General features: G+C 36.5%; 13 protein-coding genes, 2 tRNA genes and 1 pseudogene. 2 read left to right on the top strand and 14 right to left on the bottom strand.

Features of this window, described 5'->3' with window-relative positions; translation table 11 throughout:
- Positions 1–122 precede the first annotated feature (122 nt).
- Positions 123–305 carry a hypothetical protein gene (locus tag PC_RS02915; protein ID WP_011175158.1) on the bottom strand — a complete coding sequence of 61 codons (183 nt, stop codon included), beginning with the start codon at positions 303–305 and terminating at the stop codon, positions 123–125.
- 488 nt (positions 306–793) lie between these two features.
- Here PC_RS02915 and PC_RS02910 point away from each other — a divergent pair, with 488 nt between their 5' ends.
- Entirely contained in the window at positions 794–2,956 is a 2,163-nt protein-coding gene (locus tag PC_RS02910) for an LPS-assembly protein LptD (protein WP_011175157.1), read from the top strand.
- Positions 2,957–3,454: 498 nt separating this feature from the next.
- Here the strand turns inward: PC_RS02910 and PC_RS02905 are convergent, their stop codons facing one another.
- The 13 genes and pseudogenes from PC_RS02905 to infA form a co-directional block, all read right to left on the bottom strand.
- Positions 3,455–3,922, bottom strand: a complete 468-nt coding sequence (locus PC_RS02905) for an outer membrane lipoprotein (protein WP_011175156.1) — start codon at positions 3,920–3,922, stop codon at positions 3,455–3,457.
- A gap of 408 nt (positions 3,923–4,330) precedes the next feature.
- Complete coding sequence (gene rpoC / locus PC_RS02900; RefSeq protein ID WP_011175155.1) at positions 4,331–8,497, bottom strand: DNA-directed RNA polymerase subunit beta'; 4,167 nt, start codon at positions 8,495–8,497, stop codon at positions 4,331–4,333.
- Between the two features lie 123 nt (positions 8,498–8,620).
- On the bottom strand, positions 8,621–12,385 hold the full coding sequence (gene rpoB / locus PC_RS02895; protein ID WP_011175154.1) for a DNA-directed RNA polymerase subunit beta: 3,765 nt from the start codon (positions 12,383–12,385) through the stop codon (positions 8,621–8,623).
- Between the two features lie 495 nt (positions 12,386–12,880).
- Positions 12,881–13,270, bottom strand: a complete 390-nt coding sequence (rplL, locus tag PC_RS02890) for a 50S ribosomal protein L7/L12 (RefSeq protein ID WP_011175153.1) — start codon at positions 13,268–13,270, stop codon at positions 12,881–12,883.
- A gap of 60 nt (positions 13,271–13,330) precedes the next feature.
- Complete coding sequence (gene rplJ / locus PC_RS02885) at positions 13,331–13,876, bottom strand: 50S ribosomal protein L10 (RefSeq protein ID WP_011175152.1); 546 nt, start codon at positions 13,874–13,876, stop codon at positions 13,331–13,333.
- A gap of 4 nt (positions 13,877–13,880) precedes the next feature.
- Positions 13,881–14,591, bottom strand: coding sequence for a 50S ribosomal protein L1 (gene rplA, locus PC_RS02880; protein ID WP_011175151.1), 711 nt, complete (start codon positions 14,589–14,591; stop codon positions 13,881–13,883).
- Between the two features lie 10 nt (positions 14,592–14,601).
- Positions 14,602–15,030, bottom strand: coding sequence for a 50S ribosomal protein L11 (gene rplK, locus PC_RS02875; protein WP_011175150.1), 429 nt, complete (start codon positions 15,028–15,030; stop codon positions 14,602–14,604).
- 226 nt (positions 15,031–15,256) lie between these two features.
- A pseudogene (nusG, locus tag PC_RS11940) lies at positions 15,257–15,804 on the bottom strand (transcription termination/antitermination protein NusG).
- 60 nt (positions 15,805–15,864) lie between these two features.
- Positions 15,865–16,131, bottom strand: a complete 267-nt coding sequence (gene secE / locus PC_RS02865; protein ID WP_039357246.1) for a preprotein translocase subunit SecE — start codon at positions 16,129–16,131, stop codon at positions 15,865–15,867.
- A 246-nt stretch (positions 16,132–16,377) separates the two neighbouring features.
- Positions 16,378–16,450 (bottom strand) — tRNA-Trp (locus tag PC_RS02860).
- A 60-nt stretch (positions 16,451–16,510) separates the two neighbouring features.
- Positions 16,511–17,695 (bottom strand): elongation factor Tu, encoded by a 1,185-nt coding sequence (gene tuf / locus PC_RS02855; RefSeq protein ID WP_011175145.1) that lies wholly within the window; start codon positions 17,693–17,695, stop codon positions 16,511–16,513.
- A gap of 58 nt (positions 17,696–17,753) precedes the next feature.
- Positions 17,754–17,825 (bottom strand) — tRNA-Thr (locus PC_RS02850).
- A gap of 99 nt (positions 17,826–17,924) precedes the next feature.
- Positions 17,925–18,143: a translation initiation factor IF-1 gene (gene infA, locus PC_RS02845; RefSeq protein ID WP_039357243.1), complete on the bottom strand. Its 219-nt coding sequence runs from the start codon at positions 18,141–18,143 to the stop codon at positions 17,925–17,927.
- A gap of 382 nt (positions 18,144–18,525) precedes the next feature.
- Here infA and PC_RS02840 point away from each other — a divergent pair, with 382 nt between their 5' ends.
- Positions 18,526–20,118, top strand: a complete 1,593-nt coding sequence (locus PC_RS02840) for a hypothetical protein (protein ID WP_011175143.1) — start codon at positions 18,526–18,528, stop codon at positions 20,116–20,118.
- Positions 20,119–20,131: the final 13 nt, after the last annotated feature.

Raw genomic sequence — 20,131 nt, 5'->3', positions numbered from 1 at the left:
AAGGAGAATGGAGTATCGACAAGCTTTTGTAAATTAAAAACTTGCCAATTTCTAAGCCTTTTAAATTTAATTCAATTTCTTCCAAGAAATGATATTAAAATGTGGGTAGAAGGAGATGATCTTTATCCTCCACAAACTTCTTTAAGTTGCTGATTTAAGCTTGCTTCTTCTTGTTTAAAATCGATTGTTTTAGGATCAGTATTAGATAACAATGCTAAAACTTCTTTTACTCCAAATTTTTGCATCAAATAGCTTGCTACTTCTTGCCGAAATATTTTTTTTCCCGGAAGAGCTGTATCTGCCAAAAATTGTTCCTTGATATCTGATATCTGATCAAATCATCAATTAATTCCTTTCAATTATTGCTTAAATTTGAGGACTTTTTTTCTGGTAAAAGTGAGAGATTGTATGTCCAAACTTGCTGCATAAAATCAATAGCAAAATTCTTTTAAAAATAATTGGATTCCTTGTGACAATGAATCGCTAAAATTTTATTTTATCTATAGAACTTTAATAGGATCATAAGTTCGTCATTATATTGTTAAAATATACCCATCTCAAAGACTTTAATCTATATCTTGCAACGATTTTATGAATTCAAACTATTTTAAATAAAAAATAAAATATCACTATGTTTTTATTATATATTGATTCATTTAAAAAAATTCAAAAATTAGAATTAGGTATCTCCAGCATTTCTATCCATTTTACTCTGAAATAGGTCATTCTCACCTTTTGAGTTAATCGCTTTCATCGTATAATCTGCTCTTTTTATCTTATCAAACGTATATCCATGTGTTTTCATCCCTTCATTTTATTTTTATCTCTTCTTCCATTTTTAGGGTTTTGCCTCTCCAATTATGCTGAAGAAACCGTTAAAGTCGTACATGAGGGTTTTGCTGAAGGCATCACTGTCGACCTAAAAGAACCTCTTTATATAGATGGTGTTATGACAACCAATCAAGGAGGGGTGATTTCTGCACCTCGCCTTCGTATCCAAGCAAAAGTCATCCGTTATACAAAAAAAATGATCGATAAAACTCCGATTTTAACAATTGAAGCAGAAGACCAGCTCATGATCGAATTTGGAGATTACCTATTTACAGGACAAAAACTCTACTACGACTTTCAAAAAAAAGAAGGTTTTATTGAATATGGACGAACAGCGATAGAACCTTGGTTTTTCGGAGGCGAAAAAATTGAAATGCGCTGTGATGGTAGTTATGTTTTATATAATGGTTATATTACGACATCGGAAAACGAACAACCCGAATGGGGTCTTTATTCAAATAATGTCTATGTCAAACAAGGACGACACCTGAAAGCTTATGATGTACAACTAAAACTCAAAAAATACACTATTTTATGGATTCCTTCTTTAAGCGCTAACTTAGACTCTATTTTTGATTCCCCTATTCGTTATCGTTTTAGATGGGGAGGAAGACAGGGGCCACGTATAGGACTTACTTACGAAATATTTTCTTGGAATCGTTGGAAAACATTTGTGCGATTTGATTATCGTTTAGCTAGAGGCCCAGGAGGAGGTATTGAAACAAGATATCATTCTGTTGATCGTAAAACGGAATTTCAAAGCATTAATTATTTAGCTAGAGATTCTTCTCTTTTGGACCCAAATGAAAAAGCCCGCTATCGTTTTGAAGGGTTATTTAAAACACTCTTAGATCAAGATAAAGTAAGTATCTTAATGACTTATGACAAGATCAGTGATAGAGATATGCCAAGTAGTTACCACGATAGAGATTTTGATTTTGATCCGTCAGAAAGAACACAAGTATTAATCAGAAGACAAGAAGATTCATGGATTGGAAATTTATACACACGTTTGCGTATTAATAGTTTTCAAACCGTTAAACAAGAGCTTCCTACCCTGTCAGTAAACTTTAAGCCTTTCCCTTTGCAAAGAACGGGAATTATATTTGAAAATTGGGCTAGTGTTTCTTACTTAGATTTTAAGTACTCCAAACACATAGTGGATGTTCCTAATTATGCTTCCAATCGGTTTGAATATAGACCTACTTTATATCGACCATTCATTGCAGGCCCCGTAACTATTACCCCTCAAATGGGTTTTATAGAGATTTTTTATGGAAATAGCCCGAAACATTCCTCTCAACTCCTTAGTTTGGGATTAGTCGGTTGTCGAGTTGAAACACAACTTTATAAACATCTGGGCGACTTTAAACATGTTGTTACCCCCTATTCATTTTTTCACTACTATACCTCTCCTACTTCATCTCCCAATCAACATTACATTTTTGATATTACAGATGGTTGGGCTCGCTTAAACAAATTAACGATAGGTTTTAAAAATTCATTGTTATTAAAAGAACAAAACGGCATTTCACAACTTTTTTATGCAAATATTTATACTCACGCTTTTTTCAACTCCAAAACGATTGCTCGAACTTTTCCCAAACTTTATGGGAAATTTGTCTTTTCCTCTATTTCTACTATTAAACACACGATTCAAACAGCCTGGGATTTTCAACATCATCTATTTGATCATTTTAATTTTCGCTCTGAATGGACATTAAGCGCTGACTTTGCCTTAGCTATCGAGTATCGTCACAGAAGCGCTTATAGTTGGCGCAAAGTCGATGAAGGAAACTTTTTTCTTGATAGTTTTCGCTCTGAAAACAATTTATTTAATTCAGCTCTATCTGATAGACGAAATACTTTTTTACTTCATTTCTTCTATCGTTTTCATCCTAATTGGGCTTGCGAATTTTCTTCTAGACAAGGATGGAATCGAAAGAAAGAACCTAGTTATTTAGAATATGAAATCGATTTATTAACAACAATTCAGACGGCTTGGCATTTACGTCTTTCTTTTCAACATCGTGAAAATGACAATCGTATAGCTCTGTACGTGAATGTAGGTTTAAGAAGGCCTGAAGGAAAGTACTGTGAACACAAAATTTATACGTTCGATTAATTCTTAGTTATTTTAATTTTAAACAAATCAATAGTAATTTTAAAACATTTTTCTATATTTCTTAATATATATATATATATTAAATAACTGCAATTATTCGATTACTTCTCTCTTCAAAATTTTTCTATTTTAAATATTGAATGAAATTCATTCCACTCAAGAAAAGAATAAAATTATAAATTGGCATAATACTTTTACATATTTATAAAAAAACAACTATGCTACAAAAAAATTAATTATACAAAAGCAGAGACTAATTTAGCCATATGTAAGGTATTCACGGGCCATATTGCGAATCTTTTAATCAGAAAAAATATATGTAATTAAAAACTTTAACTCACAAGTTCACTGTCTTAATTGCTTCATAAGTTTTTAGCGAAAAAATAATAAAATTTAGTCGATGCTAAAAATTCTTAATTCAGTCAGCATCGACCTCTACTTTAAAAAAAACGTTTTTTTAGGAAAACTCTAAAAGGAATTATTAAAAATATTTCCTATTTATTGAGGAGTAATGCGCGACCGACCTGAAGCACTGACGATAACATAAACAGGTTGTCCGATGTAAAAATTATCGTTAGGTCCCTGGACAACAGTTAATAAATCTCCATTGTCCAATTCCACAGCATATTCTAAACCTGCTTGTTGTTTAGCCCGTTTTTCAATTAGAGACCCGGCAACAGCGCCCGCAACTGCCCCAAATGCTGTCGGAAGCAAATGTCCTCTACCCGCAGCATTTCCAATAATTCCTCCAGTTACGCCTCCTCCAGCTATACCAAGTCCGTTTTCATCCAGTTGTGCATTTTGATTGACGGTCACAGCTCTTACACTTCTAATCTTTCCCATATATGTTATTGAAGCTTCACCGACTTGTCTAACTGAATAGACATCAGAAGAAATATCTCTTGTGCATGAACTAAGCAAACATACACTTATTCCTAGCAACAAAAACTTATTTAATTTTTTCATTATAACCCTCTTTAATTAAAACTTGAAATTAGTTGTTTTAATGTCCTATAAAAAAAATTAGAAATAATTATTTTAAGCATTTTGGAAATCTCTCACAAGAAATAAACTTTAAACACTCCTAATTTCTGACATTTATTTAAAAAGACAAAAAAAAAATAAAAAATGGTTGAGTTTATAGTATCAGGCAAAATTCAAAGAATAATTGTGGAATGAAATAGCTTTTTCAAAACAAGTATCAAATATGTTTAGGTGGCCATTCCGTTTCTTTATCTTTCGGTGTACCACAATCGGAACAAGGTTGAACTATTTGATTAATCATAAAAATTCATATTAAAAATTTATTTAGTAAAAAAAAAAGCACAGACTGCAAACAGTCTGTGCAATGAAATACACAATTCACGAGCTTAATTAATCCGCAAAATTGAATTCCAATCCTTGCTCTTGCTCGCTATCTACGAACATTTTAACTCGTTTATGGCGATCAAAACCTGTTCCACCAGGAATAATGTGTCCCATGATGACATTTTCTTTAAAACCAACTAAATAGTCTGTTTTACCCGCACAGGCAGCTTCTGTTAAGACACGTGTTGTATCTTGGAATGAAGCAGCTGAAATAAAGGATTCCGTACTCAAAGAAGCTTTAGTTATACCAAGTAGAACTGGTGTTGCTTGGGCAGCCTTACCACCTTCTTGACTAACTTTTTGGTTTTCAACTTCGAACTCTTTCTTATCAACTTCTTCACCATATAGAAGACTTGTGTCGCCTGGATCAATGACGCGAACTTTCTTCAACATTTGACGTACAATAATTTCAATATGTTTATCATTGATGTCTACCCCTTGTAGGCGATAAACTTCTTGTACTTGATTAACCAAATACTTTTGAAGTTCACGAACACCACAAATGTCAAGAATTTCATGAGGGATAACTAATCCATCTGTCAATTGTTGGCCTTTAACAACATGGTCGCCACGTTGAATAATTAAGTGCTTAGTATGCGAGATAAGATGTTCCTCTTCCATTCCTGTCATTTCATCGCGAACAACGACAATGCGTTTGTTTTTCTGAACACCTCGGAAGTCCACAACCCCATCAATTTTAGCAATTTCTGCTGAATCTTTAGGTTTACGTGCTTCGAATAACTCCGCCACACGTGGAAGCCCCCCAGTAATGTCTTTTGTCTTAATAGCACTTCTTGGAAGACGTGCAAGCATCTTACCAGCTGTAGCAAATTCACCTTCTTCAACTGAAATGATTGCTCCAGCAGGTAAGGGATATGTACCTACAAGATCTTCGCAAGCCTGATCAGCATAAATCGCAACTTGAGGATGTAACTCACCCCGATGTTGTTTTACAATCAATTCTGCCTGACCTGTTTGTTTATTTACGTCACGTTCAGTAGAAAGTCCTTCTACCAAATCTTCATAACGAACATAACCTGGGCGATCGCAAATAATTGGAATATTATGTTGTTCCCACTCGGCAACACGAGTACCCGGTTTAACTTTTGTTCCCTCTTCAAGAAGAATCTTTGTTCCGAGTTCTACGTTAAATGCTTGCAAAGGTTCGATCGATTTCGTCGATAGTAGCTTCTTATATTCATCTAAGGTACGCCCTTCATCTTTAACAATATTAAGTCTACCATTTTTATTTAAAGCAACCCAATTCCCCTCATCAGTTTTCACAGTACGCAAATCTGTGTAAACAAGTATACCATTATCATCTGCAACAATCTCTGGAGTTAAACCAGCAGATGCAATACCACCCAAGTGGAAGGTACGCATTGTTAACTGTGTTCCTGGTTCACCTATTGACTGAGCTGCAATAATACCAACAGCTTCACCCATGCTTATTGAACGGCTATTAGCTAAATTAATTCCATAACACTTTGCACAGACCCCTCGTCTTGTTTCACATGTCAACACAGAACGAATTCGAATACTTTCAATTCCTGAGTCGTCGATAGCTTCAGCTTGAAGAACAGTTAATGTGTCTCCACTCTTAGCAAGCAATTTCGTGCTATCACCTGGTTGATAAATATCTTCACAAACGGTACGTCCAAAAATACGGTCTTTCAAAGGTAGTAACTCTTCTTGACCTTGCTTAATCGCTGAAACATCAATTCCGTTTAATGTTCCACAATCATCTTCTGTAATGATCACATCTTGAGCCACATCGACTAAACGGCGAGTCAAATAGCCTGAGTCAGCTGTTTTAAGCGCTGTATCTGCCAGTCCTTTACGAGCACCATGAGATGAAATAGAAAACTCAATCACCGATAGCCCTTCTCTAAAGTTAGAAGTGATCGGCGATTCAATGATGTCGCCAGATGGTTTTGCCATCAAACCACGGAGAGCTCCAAGCTGTCTGATCTGCGATTTATTACCACGAGCACCCGAATCCATCATTAAGTAAAGTGGGTTCATTGTGCTATCTTTAACTTCACTAATTAGCTTAAATAATTCTTCTGAAAGAACATCTGAAACCTCTGTCCAAATACTAATTGTTTTAGAGTAGCGTTCCCCTTCAGTTATGATACCATCTTCGTACTGTTTTCTGACTACAGCAACGCGTTCATGAGCATCATGTAAGATTTTTTGCTTAATTGTCGGAATTTTTACATCGCAAACACCCATCGAAAGAGCTGATTTAGTCGCTTCCGCAAAACCTATGCTTTTTAGATTATCTAAGAAACGAACCGTTGCCTCGAGTCCTGCCTTTTTATAGCACTGCATAACGAGTTCACCCATTTTCTTTTTAGGTAAACTATAGTTTTGGAAACCTAGTTCTTTCGGAACAATCGTGTTGAAAACGACACGTCCAGGTGTTGTCTCAATAATCCCATTTTCTGTTCGTAATTTAATTTTTTCATGAATACGAATTCCTCTTAAGTAATCGGAACGATTTTCTCCATTCGGACTTTTGCTTCCTTCTTCATACCAGTTATAACTACCACTTGCTTGTAGAGCCAGCAGTACTTCTTCGCTATCTCGAAAAACTCGTGTTTTTAATTCATGATTTTCTCGAATATAAAGAGGGTCTAGCATTAAATAGTACAAACCGAGTGTCATATCCTGAGAAGGAACGGCAACAGGCTTACCTGAAGATGGTAAGAAAATATTATCAGGTGCCATCATTAACAATTTTGCTTCCAACTGTGCTTCAATAGAAAGAGGAACATAAACGGCCATTTGGTCACCGTCAAAGTCCGCGTTAAATGCCGAACAAACAAGCGGATGAATGCGAATCGCTTTACCTTCAATCAAAACCGGTTCAAAAGCTTGAATACCTAAACGGTGAAGCGTTGGCGCGCGGTTTAATAATACTGGATGACCTTTAATGATATCTTCTAACACATCCCAAACTTCTGGAGCATGCCTCTGAATCATTTTTTTTGCTGAACGAATCGTATAAACATACCCTTGATCTTTAAGTCTCTTTACAATGAAGGGTTCAAACAATTCAAGAGCCATTAATTTAGGTAATCCACACTGATTGAACTTCAATTCTGGACCAACAATAATAACCGATCGACCTGAATAATCCACCCGTTTACCAAGTAAGTTCTGACGGAAACGTCCTTGCTTTCCTTTTAACATTTCAGATAATGACTTTAAGGGGCGATTACCAGCTCCCATAACAGGATGTCCATGGCGACCGTTATCAAACAAAGCATCCACAGCTTCTTGTAACATACGTTTTTCATTGCGTACGATTACATCAGGTGTTTTGAGCTTTAAAATAGCTTTTAAACGGTTGTTTCGGTTAATCACACGGCGATAAAGATCATTTAAATCAGACGTAGCAAAGCGACCACCATCCAGAGGAACCAAAGGACGTAAATCAGGTGGAATCACAGGAACACAAGACATGATCATCCATTCAGGTTTGTTATCCGAAGAAACAAAACTTTCAATAATTTTCAAACGCTTCGCCAACTTCATTCTAGCTTGCTGCGATTTAGTTTTACGAAGTTTGTCTTTTAATTCTACCAATTGAGTTTGTAGATCTTCGCTCGCTAAGAGGTCGCGAATGGCTTCGCCACCCATTTTTGCCACAAAGCTATCGCGCCCCCATTTTTCTTGTGCTTCACGATATTCAGTGTCGTTTAATAGCTGCTTTCTTTCTAAATCCGTTTGGCCTGGATTGATGACAACATACTCTTCATAATAAATCACCCGTTCAAGATCGGCGGATGTCATTCCGAGAACATTACCAATACGAGAAGGCATTGTTTTAAAAAACCAAATATGAACAACTGGAACGGCTAAATCAATGTGAGCCATTCGTTCACGACGAACTTTGGATAAAGTAACTTCCACACCACAACGATCGCAAACAATTCCTTTGTGTTTAATTTTTTTGTATTTTCCGCAAGCACATTCCCAGTCACGTGTGGGTCCAAAGATTTTTTCGCAAAAAAGACCACCTTTTTCAGGTTTAAATGTTCGGTAGTTAATCGTTTCAGGTTTTTTAATCTCTCCGCGGGACCACTCATTACGTATGACATCGTCAGAGGCAATTTTAATGGTCAATTTATCAAATTGTCCATCTTGCTGATTTCTTTCAGACATGTATGTCTCCTAACAAATTAGTTTAAATTTTTAAGCAGATCAAAATAGATACTTTTTCAGATAAGAAGAAACACCTAATGGCATTTCTTCTTTTTCGGTACTAGTAACAAATCATCTATTTAATCAAGAGTCATCAACGGCTTCTGTATAGACATTTAAGCCAAGCCCTTGCATTTCTTTAATCAATACGTTAAAAGATTCCGGTGTTCCTGATTTAAGCAGGTTTTCCCCTTTCACGATTGATTCATAAATACGTGTACGACCAGCTACATCGTCAGATTTAACAGTTAGCATTTCTTGTAAGAGATGAGCGGCTCCATAAGCCTCGGCTGCCCAAACTTCCATCTCTCCAAAACGTTGACCACCCATTTGAGCTTTACCACCCAATGGTTGCTGAGTCACAAGTGAATAAGGCCCAACTGCACGAGCGTGGATCTTATCAGCTACTAAGTGGCTCAACTTCAACATATAAATGTAACCTACCACAACGCTATTATCAAAGCGCTCACCAGAGCACCCATCATAAAGGAAAAACTTACCATCTTCTGGAAGACCCGCCTTTTTCATCATTTCCCAAATTTTCTCTTCTGGGAAACCTTCAAATACAGGGCTTTTTACTGTTATTCCCGTATGCTTAGCAGCAATTCCTAAGTGAGTTTCAAACAACTGTCCCATGTTCATACGTGAAGGTACGCCCAAAGGATTAAGAATAATTTCAATTGTCTGCCCAGTTGAAAGGAATGGCATGTCGGCTTCTGGAACAATTTTGGAGACGACCCCTTTATTTCCATGGCGACCAGCCATTTTATCACCAACTTGCAACTTACGCTTAGAAGCTACGTAGACTTTGACTTGACGAATGACACCCGGATCTAAATCTGTATCTCCTTTACGCATAAACTCTAACTGAGTTTTATACTGTGTTTCCACGGTTTGCAGAGCAATTTCATAATCGTGTAAAATTTGTCGTAACGTTGTATAGATGTCATTTTCAGGCATCAATAAATCTTCTACACTCTCTTTTTCCAAAGCTTCAATGAGATCTTGTGTGATTAAATCTCCTTCATCGACAATAATTTCCGCTGTTCGACGATGAACAATATTACCTGGAGCTGTTTCATTCAGAAGAAGAGCTCCTACTCGTTCATGTTTTTCAGTACGAAGCTGGGCTTGATTAGATTTATATTCACGCTGAATATCTTTCAATTTTGAAGCTTCTTCAACAAGTTCATCATCAGTCTTAGATAGCCTATCTCTTCTACTAAAGACTTTAACATCCATAACGACCCCTTCTGTTCCAGGAGGAGCAATCAAAGATGCATCTTTAACATCAGAAGCTTTATCACCAAAAATCGCGCGTAGTAAACGCTCTTCTGGGGCTAATTCTGTTTCGGATTTTGGGGTAATTTTACCAACTAATGTATCGCCAGGCTTTACTTCTGCTCCGATACGAATAATTCCATCGTCATTTAAGTTCCTTAATGTTTCCTCTGATACATTCGGAATATCGCGTGTAATTTCTTCTTTTCCAAGTTTTGTATCACGCGCCGTTAATTCAAATTCTTCAATGTAGAGAGAAGTATAATAATCTTCGCGAAGAAGTTTTTCAGAAATGATGATCGCATCTTCATAGTTGTAACCAAACCAAGGCATGAAGGCAACTAAGACATTACGTCCAAGCGCCACTTCCCCTTTATCTGTTGCTGGTCCATCTGCAATCACATCTCCGGCTTTTATTTTATCACCCACATGGCAGAGAGGGCGTTGATTGATACAAGTACCTGCGTTAGAACGAATAAACTTTTTAAGCAAATAAGTTCTTTTTTCTAAACGATTGTCATCAGGAGAAATAACAATTTTTAAACCATCAACATAATCAACAACTCCGTCCTCATGGGCAATTAAAACAGCTCCTGAGTCACGTGCTGCCCTAGCTTCCAATCCAGTACCTACAATTGGAGCAGTAGGTTTGAGAAGAGGAACTCCCTGACGTTGCATGTTTGATCCCATCAATGCACGGTTCGCATCGTCGTGCTCAAGGAATGGAATCAATCCGGTAACAATCGAAACAAGCTGCTTCGGCGATACGTCCATATGTGTAACATTTTTCGTATCTGTTTCAAATTGCTCACCTTTATAACGAGCCCAACAGATGGGTTCAGCAAACATATGGTATTCATCCAGCGGAGCAGAAGCCTGCGCAATCACGCACTGTTCTTCTTGATCGGCTGTCATGTATTCGATCTCATCTGTTACAACCCCCTCACGAACAATTCTATAAGGTGTTTCAATAAATCCAAATTCATTAATCTTAGCAAATGATGAAAGAGAAGAGATCAAACCAATATTTGGTCCTTCGGGTGTTTCGATTGGGCAAATACGTCCATAATGACTTGTATGAACGTCTCGCACTTCAAATCCAGCACGATCTCTATTTAAACCACCAGGTCCAAGAGATGAAAGCCTTCGTTTATGAGTTAACTCTGCAATTGGATTTGTTTGATCCATAAATTGTGAAAGTTGTGAACGGCCAAAGAAATCTTTTAAAACTCCTGACAACCCTTTTGCGGAGACAATCTTACCAGGAGTTAATGTATCTGATGAAAAGTCAAAAAGATTCATTCTTTCCCGAATAATTTTCTCCATTCGTGCCAAACCAATGCGGCATTGATTTTGAATGAGTTCTCCAACGGAACGAACACGACGATTGCCCAAATGATCGATATCATCGATTGAGGCTTCTTCGCTACCACTTTTTAACATGATCAAATATTTCAGAGCTCCAATCACATCTTCTTTATCTAATGTGACCGTCTGTAACTTCTCATCATTAATTTCACAACCTAATTTACTGTTGAGCTTGTAACGACCAACACGTCCGAGATTATAACGCTTTGGATCAAAGAAGAGACGCATAATTGCTGAACGGGCATTAGATAAAGTTGCTGGCTCACCCGGACGAATTTTACGATAAAAATCTTTTAAAGCGGATTCGTAAGAATCTGTTGGATCTTTTGCAAGCATTTTAATAACAGGGCTTGTTTCATCAGCATCTTCTGCGATACGAATGACATCAATCCCAGCATCCACAATACGTTTAAGCATAGCTGTCGTTAATTTTTCAGAAGCTTTACCAAATACCAGTCCTGATTCTTCATCGACAACATCTTGAGCTAGAATTTTACCAACAAGTTTAGCAAACTCTTTCTCGTTTTTAATTTTATACTTACGAGTTGTGAAAAATTCTTCAATAATATCACTGTTAGAAGAATAACCTAAAGCACGAATAAAAGTTGTCGCAAGGATTTTGCGGCGTCGTTTTTTACGATCGATGTAGATGTGAATTAAGTCATTTGTATCGAAAGCTCCTTCAAGCCAGCTTCCTCGGTAAGGGATGATACGAAATGAGTAGATTACATTCCCACGAGAATGGCGTTCTTGTTCAAAGCATATTCCTGGAGATCTATGAAGTTGAGAAACAACAACACGCTCTGCACCATTAACAATAAATGTTCCTTTATCAGTCATCACAGGAATTGTTCCCATGTAGACTTCCTCTTCTTTAATTCCCGTTTCATCTGTTAGACGAAACTTTACTTTCAAAGTGACATTATAAGTAATTCCCCGGCGAATACATTCTTCAGGATTATACTTAGGCACTCCTAGGTTATATGACAAAAATTCTAAAATAGTTTTCTCGTCATAAGACTTAATTGGAAAAATTTCGGTAAAAACTTCTTGTAAGCCAATATTTTCCCTTTCATCAGGAAATTTATCGGCTTGAAGAAATTGGTTGTATGATTTGATCTGAATTTCTATCAGATTTGGAAGATCGATAATTTCTTCCTTATCATTAAAACTCTCGCGATGTGGCGGCCTTTGCAACATTATGAAGGACTCCTACTATGGCTTTACTTGAGACGAATAGATATAATTGACTCGATATTTTTCTAAATAGCTGTTTGCTTGATCCATTAAAATACCGATGTTTGTGAGCTTCTACTATTTTTGACAACTTAAGTTGAAAAATTTACTTTGATTAAGCGCTTTTTTAGCCTTTCATCAAGTTTATTAGCAAAAAATCACATGTTAATAAAACTCAGAATTTTGAATTTTGAGCGTGCGATTGATAAACCAATCGAACTGTCAAAAACCAAAAGTCTTCTTCAGCCCTGCAAAAATTAACAAACAGTGCTCATAAAAAAACAAAAAATAACTGGAAAAAATATGAATAGAATTAGATTGTAATTCGTTTACTAGCATCTATTAGAATCCTAATAGTTATGGTATCTTAATTAAAAAATAAATATTAAAATAGCACAAGACCAAGTGCAAGAGTTTTAATTTTGCACTTGGTTCACATTAACTAAAATAGTTAGAGGATTAAAGCCCTTTTAAAGTGACTTTTCCACCAGCTGTTTCAATTTTCTTTTTAATGTCTTCAGCTTCTGCTTTTGGAGCTGTAGGCTTCAATTCTTTAGGTGCTGCTTCTACTAAGTCTTTTGCTTCTTTCAAACCAAGACCTGTAATTTCACGCACAACTTTAATGATTCCAATTTTCTTATCAGCTGGAGCTTCAGTTAAAGTGACTTGGAAATCTGTAGATTCAACTACGGCAGCAGCAGGAGCACCAGCAGCAGGAGCTGCTACTGCGACAGGAGCTGCAGCTTTAACACCCCATTTATCTTCGAGTAGAGTCTTGAGTTCAGCCATTTCCAAAACGGTCAATTCACTTAGTGCATCGACTAGTTCTTCTGTTTTTTTCTTACTCACGGTATTTACCTCTTAATTTTCTATAACTTCTGTTAATAATTCTAGTGGAATGGATTAACCTTAGGCTTCACTTGCGCTATTTTCTGGTTCCTCGCTTCCTTGCTTGCTTTTATTATCCAAACAGTATGCAACGCTTGCAAGGAGGGCTTCAACAACGGCCAAGGTTTGAGCCATTGGAGCTTCCAGAGTACTGAGGAATTGAGCTCGCATTTCGTCTTTGCTTGGCAACTTCGAAAGTTTTTCAACATCATCACCGCTATAAATCTGTCCATCAAAACGTCCACCGAGGACTTGGATAATTTTTTCACGCTCTTGACTGAATTTAAAAACTGTTTTTGTTGCTTCAATCGGATCTTCTCCTAAAAACACCAAACCAATGTGGCCATTTAAAGAAGAAACGTCTAGTTCGAGTCCAGCATCTTTAGCAGCTTTAAGCAAAACGCGTTTACGCACGACTTCAACATCACCACCAATTTTTCCCAGTTGGCGACGAAAATCATTTGCTTGGTTAGCTGTTAATCCAGCATATTGCATAATGACAAAAGCAGGATAACGCTGAATCTTATCAATAATCTCTTGTTTAAGGAGTTGTTTTTCCTCTCTCATAAGTTTATGACTCCTTAGCTGCTAAATCAGATTCGCGTAGGTCAATTTTAAGGCCAGGCCCCATTGTAGAGGAAATGGCTAGCGATCTCATATAGTGACCTTTAGCAGAAGCAGGCTTAGCACGCTGAATAGCAATCAAAAACGCGCGAATATTTTCTTCAAGCTTATTAGACTCAAAAGAAACTTTTCCTACTCCATTATTAATGACACCATGACGATCTAGCTTAAACTCAATTTTTCCTGCTTTAAGCTCTTGAATCGCTTTAGCAATATCTGTTGTCACTGTCCCTGCTTTTGGAGTGGGCATTAAACCCCGTGGTCCGAGAACCTTACCTAACTTACCCACTTCTCGCATCATGTCAGGTGTTGCAACAACAGCATCAAAATCTGTCCAACCCCCGTTAACTTTTTCTAGAAGTTCATCATGACCTGCGTAATCGGCACCCGCTTCCAAAGCTTCTTTAACTTTGTCACCTTTCGCGAAAACGAGAATTTTCATCGTTTTACCCGTTCCATTCGGTAATGAAACAGTTCCGCGAACACTTTGGTCCGATCTACGAGGGTCAACACCGAGTTTTAAAGAAACTTCTACTGTCTGATCAAATTTGACAGGAGGACATTTCTTTAAAATATCGATAGCTTCTCTAATCGTGTATGCTTTCGCCGCATCCAGCGATTTAGCTATCTCCCGAATTCTTTTACTTGGACGACCCATATATTATTCTCTACTCTTTTATGAGATCAATTCCCATGGAACGAGCTGTTCCCAAAACAATATTAGTTGCCATTTCCAAATCTGCAGCGTTCATATCCTGAATTTTTTCTTCAGCAATTTTGCGCGCTTCTGAACGTGTAATTTTTGCAACTTTATCTCGGTTTGGAACGCCTGAACCTTTCGCTATTCCTTTTGCTTTTTTAAGCAATTCGGCAACAGGGGGCTTTTTAGTTATAAATGAAAACGACTTATCATGATACACAGTGATGAGTGTAGGAAGTACATCCCCCGCCATCGCTTGTGTTTTCGCATTAAATTCCTTACAAAAAGCCATGATGTTTACACCCGCTGCTCCCAATGCTGGTCCGATTGGAGGAGCTGGATTGGCTTTCCCTGCAGGAATCTGCAGCTTGATCACCTTAACAACTTTTTTTGACATATTGTCCTCTATACGTTTTATCTAATGGTAAAACCTGGTTTCTGATTTGCACTTAGATAGAGGCGCTCAGTGCAATCTGTTCTCAGATTTTATCCAGTTTCTTTTCCGTTCAAACGAAAGGAAATGAAGTATACAAAAAACGACTAGAAAATTCTAGCGTTTTTTTAGTTTTATTGATTTTTTGTTAAAATTTCAAAAAACAATAACCTTAAATCTAAATTTAAAATTAAGTGATTTCAGCATCATCAGAAATTTCTTCAACTTGAACAAATTCTAAATCATCTACTCGCGTATCACGGCCAAATATTGATACCAAGACACTTAAACGGCCTTTATCATGAAATACTTCAGTTACCGTTCCAATAAAATTAACAAAAACACCGTCGGTAATTTTAACACGATCACCAACTTCAAATTTATGTTTCTGGGTAATTTTCCGTTTTTTATCTTCTAGATCTTTTAAAATTTCACCCACTTCGAAATCTGTCAGAGGCGTTGGTTTATCTCCACCTAGAAAATCAATGACACCATTAGTATTTTTTACATATTGCCAAGATTCGTCACTAAGATTCATTTTGATGAGCAAATAACCAGGCCACAAACGTTTTTCAACAACATGTTGCTGACCTTTTTAACTTCTGACACATTTTCAGTTGGAAGCAAAATCTGCTCGATTTCACCAGACATCCCTTTTAACTCGAGATGCTCTTCCAACGCTTTTTTGACTTTTTTTTCGTGCGTGGATAGCACTTGCACAACATACCATTTATACATGTATCACCTAATACCTATCCGATTTCTGTACTTGCTCATGATTTTATGAACTTCAAGTCATTACCCACTAATTAAGCGGAGCAAAAGATTTAATCCACCGAGCGTACCTTGAATCATCAAATCTAATAAGTAGATAGACATTCCAAATAAAAAGGTCGCTAAAACAACAATTTTTGTATAAACAATCAACTCGTCGCGACTTGTCCAGTTAATTTTGTAAATTTCACTTTTTACATCGGCGACAAAATTACGTGCCTTTTTAACCGTAAAAGAGCTTTCTACGGCTTTTTCCACAGTCGGCGATACTTGCGTTTTTTTCATTTCCATAGTTTTTATTTCCGAACCCACGTTTATACCTCTCTTGCCTTCGTCAAATTTAAATGACTTTTTAGCACCTTTTTAACTTGTGGCAACTTAAGTTGATCAATTAGAAGCTTGTTGATTTGAAAAAACACTATTAGACTTTTCTTGAGCTTTGCTTGTTTGTAAAAAATCACACTTTTTGACTGCTTTATCGTTTTAATAACGATTGATTTTTTCAAAAAAATTAATCACAAAAATGTCTATTTACAACGAGTGCGGAGGGATTCGAACCCCCGACCGACGGCTTTGGAGACCGTTGCTCTACCAGCTGAGCTACACACCCAAAAAACATTATTAAAAAGGGTAGAGAAAACTCTACCCTTATCTTTTTACCAAAAATTGATTATTTAAGGATTTCGGAAACGGTTCCCGCACCAATTGTACGACCACCTTCACGAATCGCAAAACGCATCCCTTTTTCCATCGCGATTGGAGCAATCAATTTCACTGTAATTTCTACGTTATCGCCAGGCATAACCATTTCTACACCAGCTGGAAGCTCAATTGTTCCAGTTACGTCTGTAGTACGGAAATATAACTGAGGACGATATCCTGAGAAAAATGGTTTATGACGTCCACCTTCTTCTTTTGTTAATACGTAAACTGGACCTTTAAATTCTGTATGCGGAGTACAAGTTCCAGGAGCAACGAGACACATTCCACGCTCAATATCAGTCTTAGTTAAACCTCTTAACAGAATACCAACGTTTTCTCCTGCGCGAGCTTCTTCCAAGATTTTATTAAACATTTCAAGACCAGTGGCTACTGTATCCCGTGTGTCTCCAAGACCAATGAGTTGCAATTTGTCGTTGATCTTAACAACACCACGCTCTACACGACCTGTCGCCACAGTACCTCGACCAGAAATAGAAAAGACGTCTTCAACAGGCATTAAGAAAGGCTTATCTGTCTCACGTTGAGGTGTTGGAACAGCTTCATCAACAATTTTCATCAATTGTTTAATACTTTCAACGTATTTTGGATCTCCTTCCAATGCACGTAAAGCTGAACCGCGAATAATTGGAGAATTGTGGTAACCTTTAGATTCGAGCAATTCATGTAGTTCCATCTCAACGAGATCGAGAAGTTCTGAATCGCTTTCACCGAGCATGTCCACTTTGTTGAGGAATACAACAATAGCAGGAACTTGCATTTGGCGAGCTAACAAAATGTGTTCGCGCGTTTGAGGCATTGCTCCGTCTGTAGCAGCAACAACGAGGATTGCTCCATCCATCTGAGCAGCACCGGTAATCATGTTCTTTACATAGTCGGCGTGACCTGGGCAATCTACGTGTGCATAGTGACGTGCATCTGTTTCGTATTCAACGTGGCTTGAGTTAATAGTGATACCACGTGCTTTTTCCTCAGGCGTATTATCAATAGAAGCATAATCTCTAAATTTCGCCCCACCCGCTTCAGCGAGCACCTTTGTGATAGCGGCTGTTAACGTGGTTTTTCCGTGGTCGACGTGACCAATCGTTCCAACGTTGACGTGTGGCTTCTTCCGCTGAAAAGTTTCTTTAGCCATTTTAATTCCTCCGTTAAGCTCCAGTAAATGGATATATCTTGTTTATTAATGTTAAGTCTGCCCAGAATAGGAATTGAACCTACGACCTTTTGCTTACCATGCAAATGCTCTACCACTGAGCTATCTGGGCAAGCTAATCTTGCAAAAGCGCTTTCTACCCATGATTAAAAATTTAATAAGCGTAGAGAGTCAGCTAAAAAAAATCAACACTCTTTGTGTTAATCTATCGCTAGCGCTGTCGAAAAATAATTCTTGCCTTGCTTAAGTCATAAGGCGACATCTCTACAGTAACAACATCTCCGACTAGAACACGTATGTTTTTCATACGCATTTTCCCACAAAGATGTGCGATCACATTTAATCCATTTTGAAGAGAAACTCGAAAATGCATATTAGGGAGCAATTCTTCGACGCTTCCTTCAATCTTAATTGTATCTTCTTTAGCCATGTTGCCGCTTGTAATAAAACCTAAAAAACAAGAAGAAGTTCTTCTTTTCATAAAATTGAAAAGACAAATCTTCGAAATAGTGACTAATAAATTAGCATTTTATAGATAAAAGTCAAGCCAAAAAATCAAGAAAATTTATTTTTGATCAATCTTCTTATCAATGAAAAAACATACCAAGTTTTCGCTTATTTTAAACTTGTAAGAATTTAATTACAAAAGATTTAATAAATAAAATTTATTTTAATTATTCATAAAATAAATTTTAGGATTTTTATTAGTTAATTAATTGTATATGTTTAATTAAAATTAAAAATAATACTATAATTAATTATTATAAAGTAAATTTAATAATTAACAAACTACAAGAAAAGGATTATAAAGTATGAATTCTAATTTACCTTTGTCATCCTCATATTCTCAAATTGACAAGATGGCTCAAACATTGGAAAGTCGAGGAATTAAGGTCAATATCGATAAAGAGTCTAATAAAGGAATTATTGATGCCAATGGACGCAAATTCGCTGTCTCTCTTATTAATGTCAACAGTGAACATCCTTTAGATGCAGATACAATGACGCAAATTGCGACAAGAGTTGCTTATATGATATTTGCTAAAAATTTAATTAGCGAGGAGTTTCAAGGCGCTAAAATTGATCAACAAGGTATTCAAATTAACGACAAAAACTTGACTCATGAAGAAGCAAATACTAAAGAGCTTTATCAAGATATACAATCTATTATGCAAAACAAATTATCTAAGCAAAATGCTGATATAGCTGAAGCCCAAATCGGAGTAAACACAAATACAAAGCAACCTATTCAAAAGGAATTTAACCCACCTCTACATCCTTATCTATCTCAATTTACTTCAGATCAATTAGATGCCATTAATAAGTACGGAGCTAATAAAGTAATGGTTGGCGGCCAATTTAGTCAAAGCAAATTGGACGCACTCCAACAAGCTGAAGTTAAAGCAGTGGCAAAAGGTAAAGTTAAACCAGTGAAAAAAGAAAGGGTAACAAGGAAAAATGGATTTATAGAAGCGAAAAATGGATTTATAGAAGCGGTAAAAACAAAAGTAAAAACAACAAAAAAAGATAAATCTAAATTGCAGACAATTTCTAATCAAAAACTCCAAGAAAAATTAACAAAAATTCAATTTACTCTTTCTGATTACGCTAAAAATTTACTTCTTTTAGAACAAGCTCGGGAAGATTTAGATAAAATGCTTAATCATGGTGCTTCAAAAGGAGAAATAGATGCAACAAAAGCCACAATTTCCAGTAAAGAAAAAATCTCTAAAGAACAATTGAAAGAACTTCAAAGCGCAAAAAATGAGTTGGCGAGTTTTAAATTAGAAAAAAATAAACCACTTTTAAACGAAATACGTCGCATTATTCACGACATGCAAAATTTATTAAATGCTTCTAATACAAAAACTGCTAGCCACGCTTTTCTAGAAAAATACAAAACAAAACAGGAAGTTCAGCAAGGAATTGGAAATGCTTATACAGCGGCATGGTCAGAGAAATATGCTTTTCGTAATCCTGAGAATCCTGGTTCATTAATCAACGGACATAATAATTTAATTGCAAGAGACCCAGCTAATAAAAATAGCTATGAAAATTTAGTTTCTATTTTAGGGGAAGTTCATCAAGCTTTACAAGAAGCTAGCACAACTTTTGGACCTCTATTTATTAGAGAAGCTGGCCTTATGAATGCAAGTCATAAAATTAAACCAGATACAGCCAAAACACTAGCAATAAGCGCAGCTCAAAAAAAACTTTTTGATAAACTTGAGGAGTTAAAGCAAAAAGCGAAAAGTCTTACTTTTGAAACAAACTCTCAAAATGAACTTCAAGGGGTAGGTAATTTTGGAGAATACAGCAAACTCACTCTTGATATTACTTTGTCCAAAATCCAAAAAGAACTACAAGAATTTGATGCATTACCTCTACCAGAAGCGAAAACTTAGATAACAAATTTTT

Source organism: Candidatus Protochlamydia amoebophila UWE25, assembly GCF_000011565.2.
In the GTDB taxonomy this organism is placed as follows: Bacteria; Chlamydiota; Chlamydiia; order Chlamydiales; family Parachlamydiaceae; genus Protochlamydia; species Protochlamydia amoebophila.
This window is presented reverse-complemented; position numbering and strand designations above follow the sequence as displayed.

Coding starts and splice junctions, on each gene's coding strand:
- PC_RS02910 (WP_011175157.1), top strand. CDS start 794: ATGTGTTTTCATCCCTTCATTTTATTTTTATCTCTTCTTCCATTTTTA.
- PC_RS02905 (WP_011175156.1), bottom strand. CDS start 3,922: ATGAAAAAATTAAATAAGTTTTTGTTGCTAGGAATAAGTGTATGTTTG.
- rpoC (WP_011175155.1), bottom strand. CDS start 8,497: ATGTCTGAAAGAAATCAGCAAGATGGACAATTTGATAAATTGACCATT.
- rpoB (WP_011175154.1), bottom strand. CDS start 12,385: ATGTTGCAAAGGCCGCCACATCGCGAGAGTTTTAATGATAAGGAAGAA.
- rplJ (WP_011175152.1), bottom strand. CDS start 13,876: ATGAGAGAGGAAAAACAACTCCTTAAACAAGAGATTATTGATAAGATT.
- rplA (WP_011175151.1), bottom strand. CDS start 14,591: ATGGGTCGTCCAAGTAAAAGAATTCGGGAGATAGCTAAATCGCTGGAT.
- rplK (WP_011175150.1), bottom strand. CDS start 15,030: ATGTCAAAAAAAGTTGTTAAGGTGATCAAGCTGCAGATTCCTGCAGGG.
- secE (WP_039357246.1), bottom strand. CDS start 16,131: ATGGAAATGAAAAAAACGCAAGTATCGCCGACTGTGGAAAAAGCCGTA.
- tuf (WP_011175145.1), bottom strand. CDS start 17,695: ATGGCTAAAGAAACTTTTCAGCGGAAGAAGCCACACGTCAACGTTGGA.
- infA (WP_039357243.1), bottom strand. CDS start 18,143: ATGGCTAAAGAAGATACAATTAAGATTGAAGGAAGCGTCGAAGAATTG.
- PC_RS02840 (WP_011175143.1), top strand. CDS start 18,526: ATGAATTCTAATTTACCTTTGTCATCCTCATATTCTCAAATTGACAAG.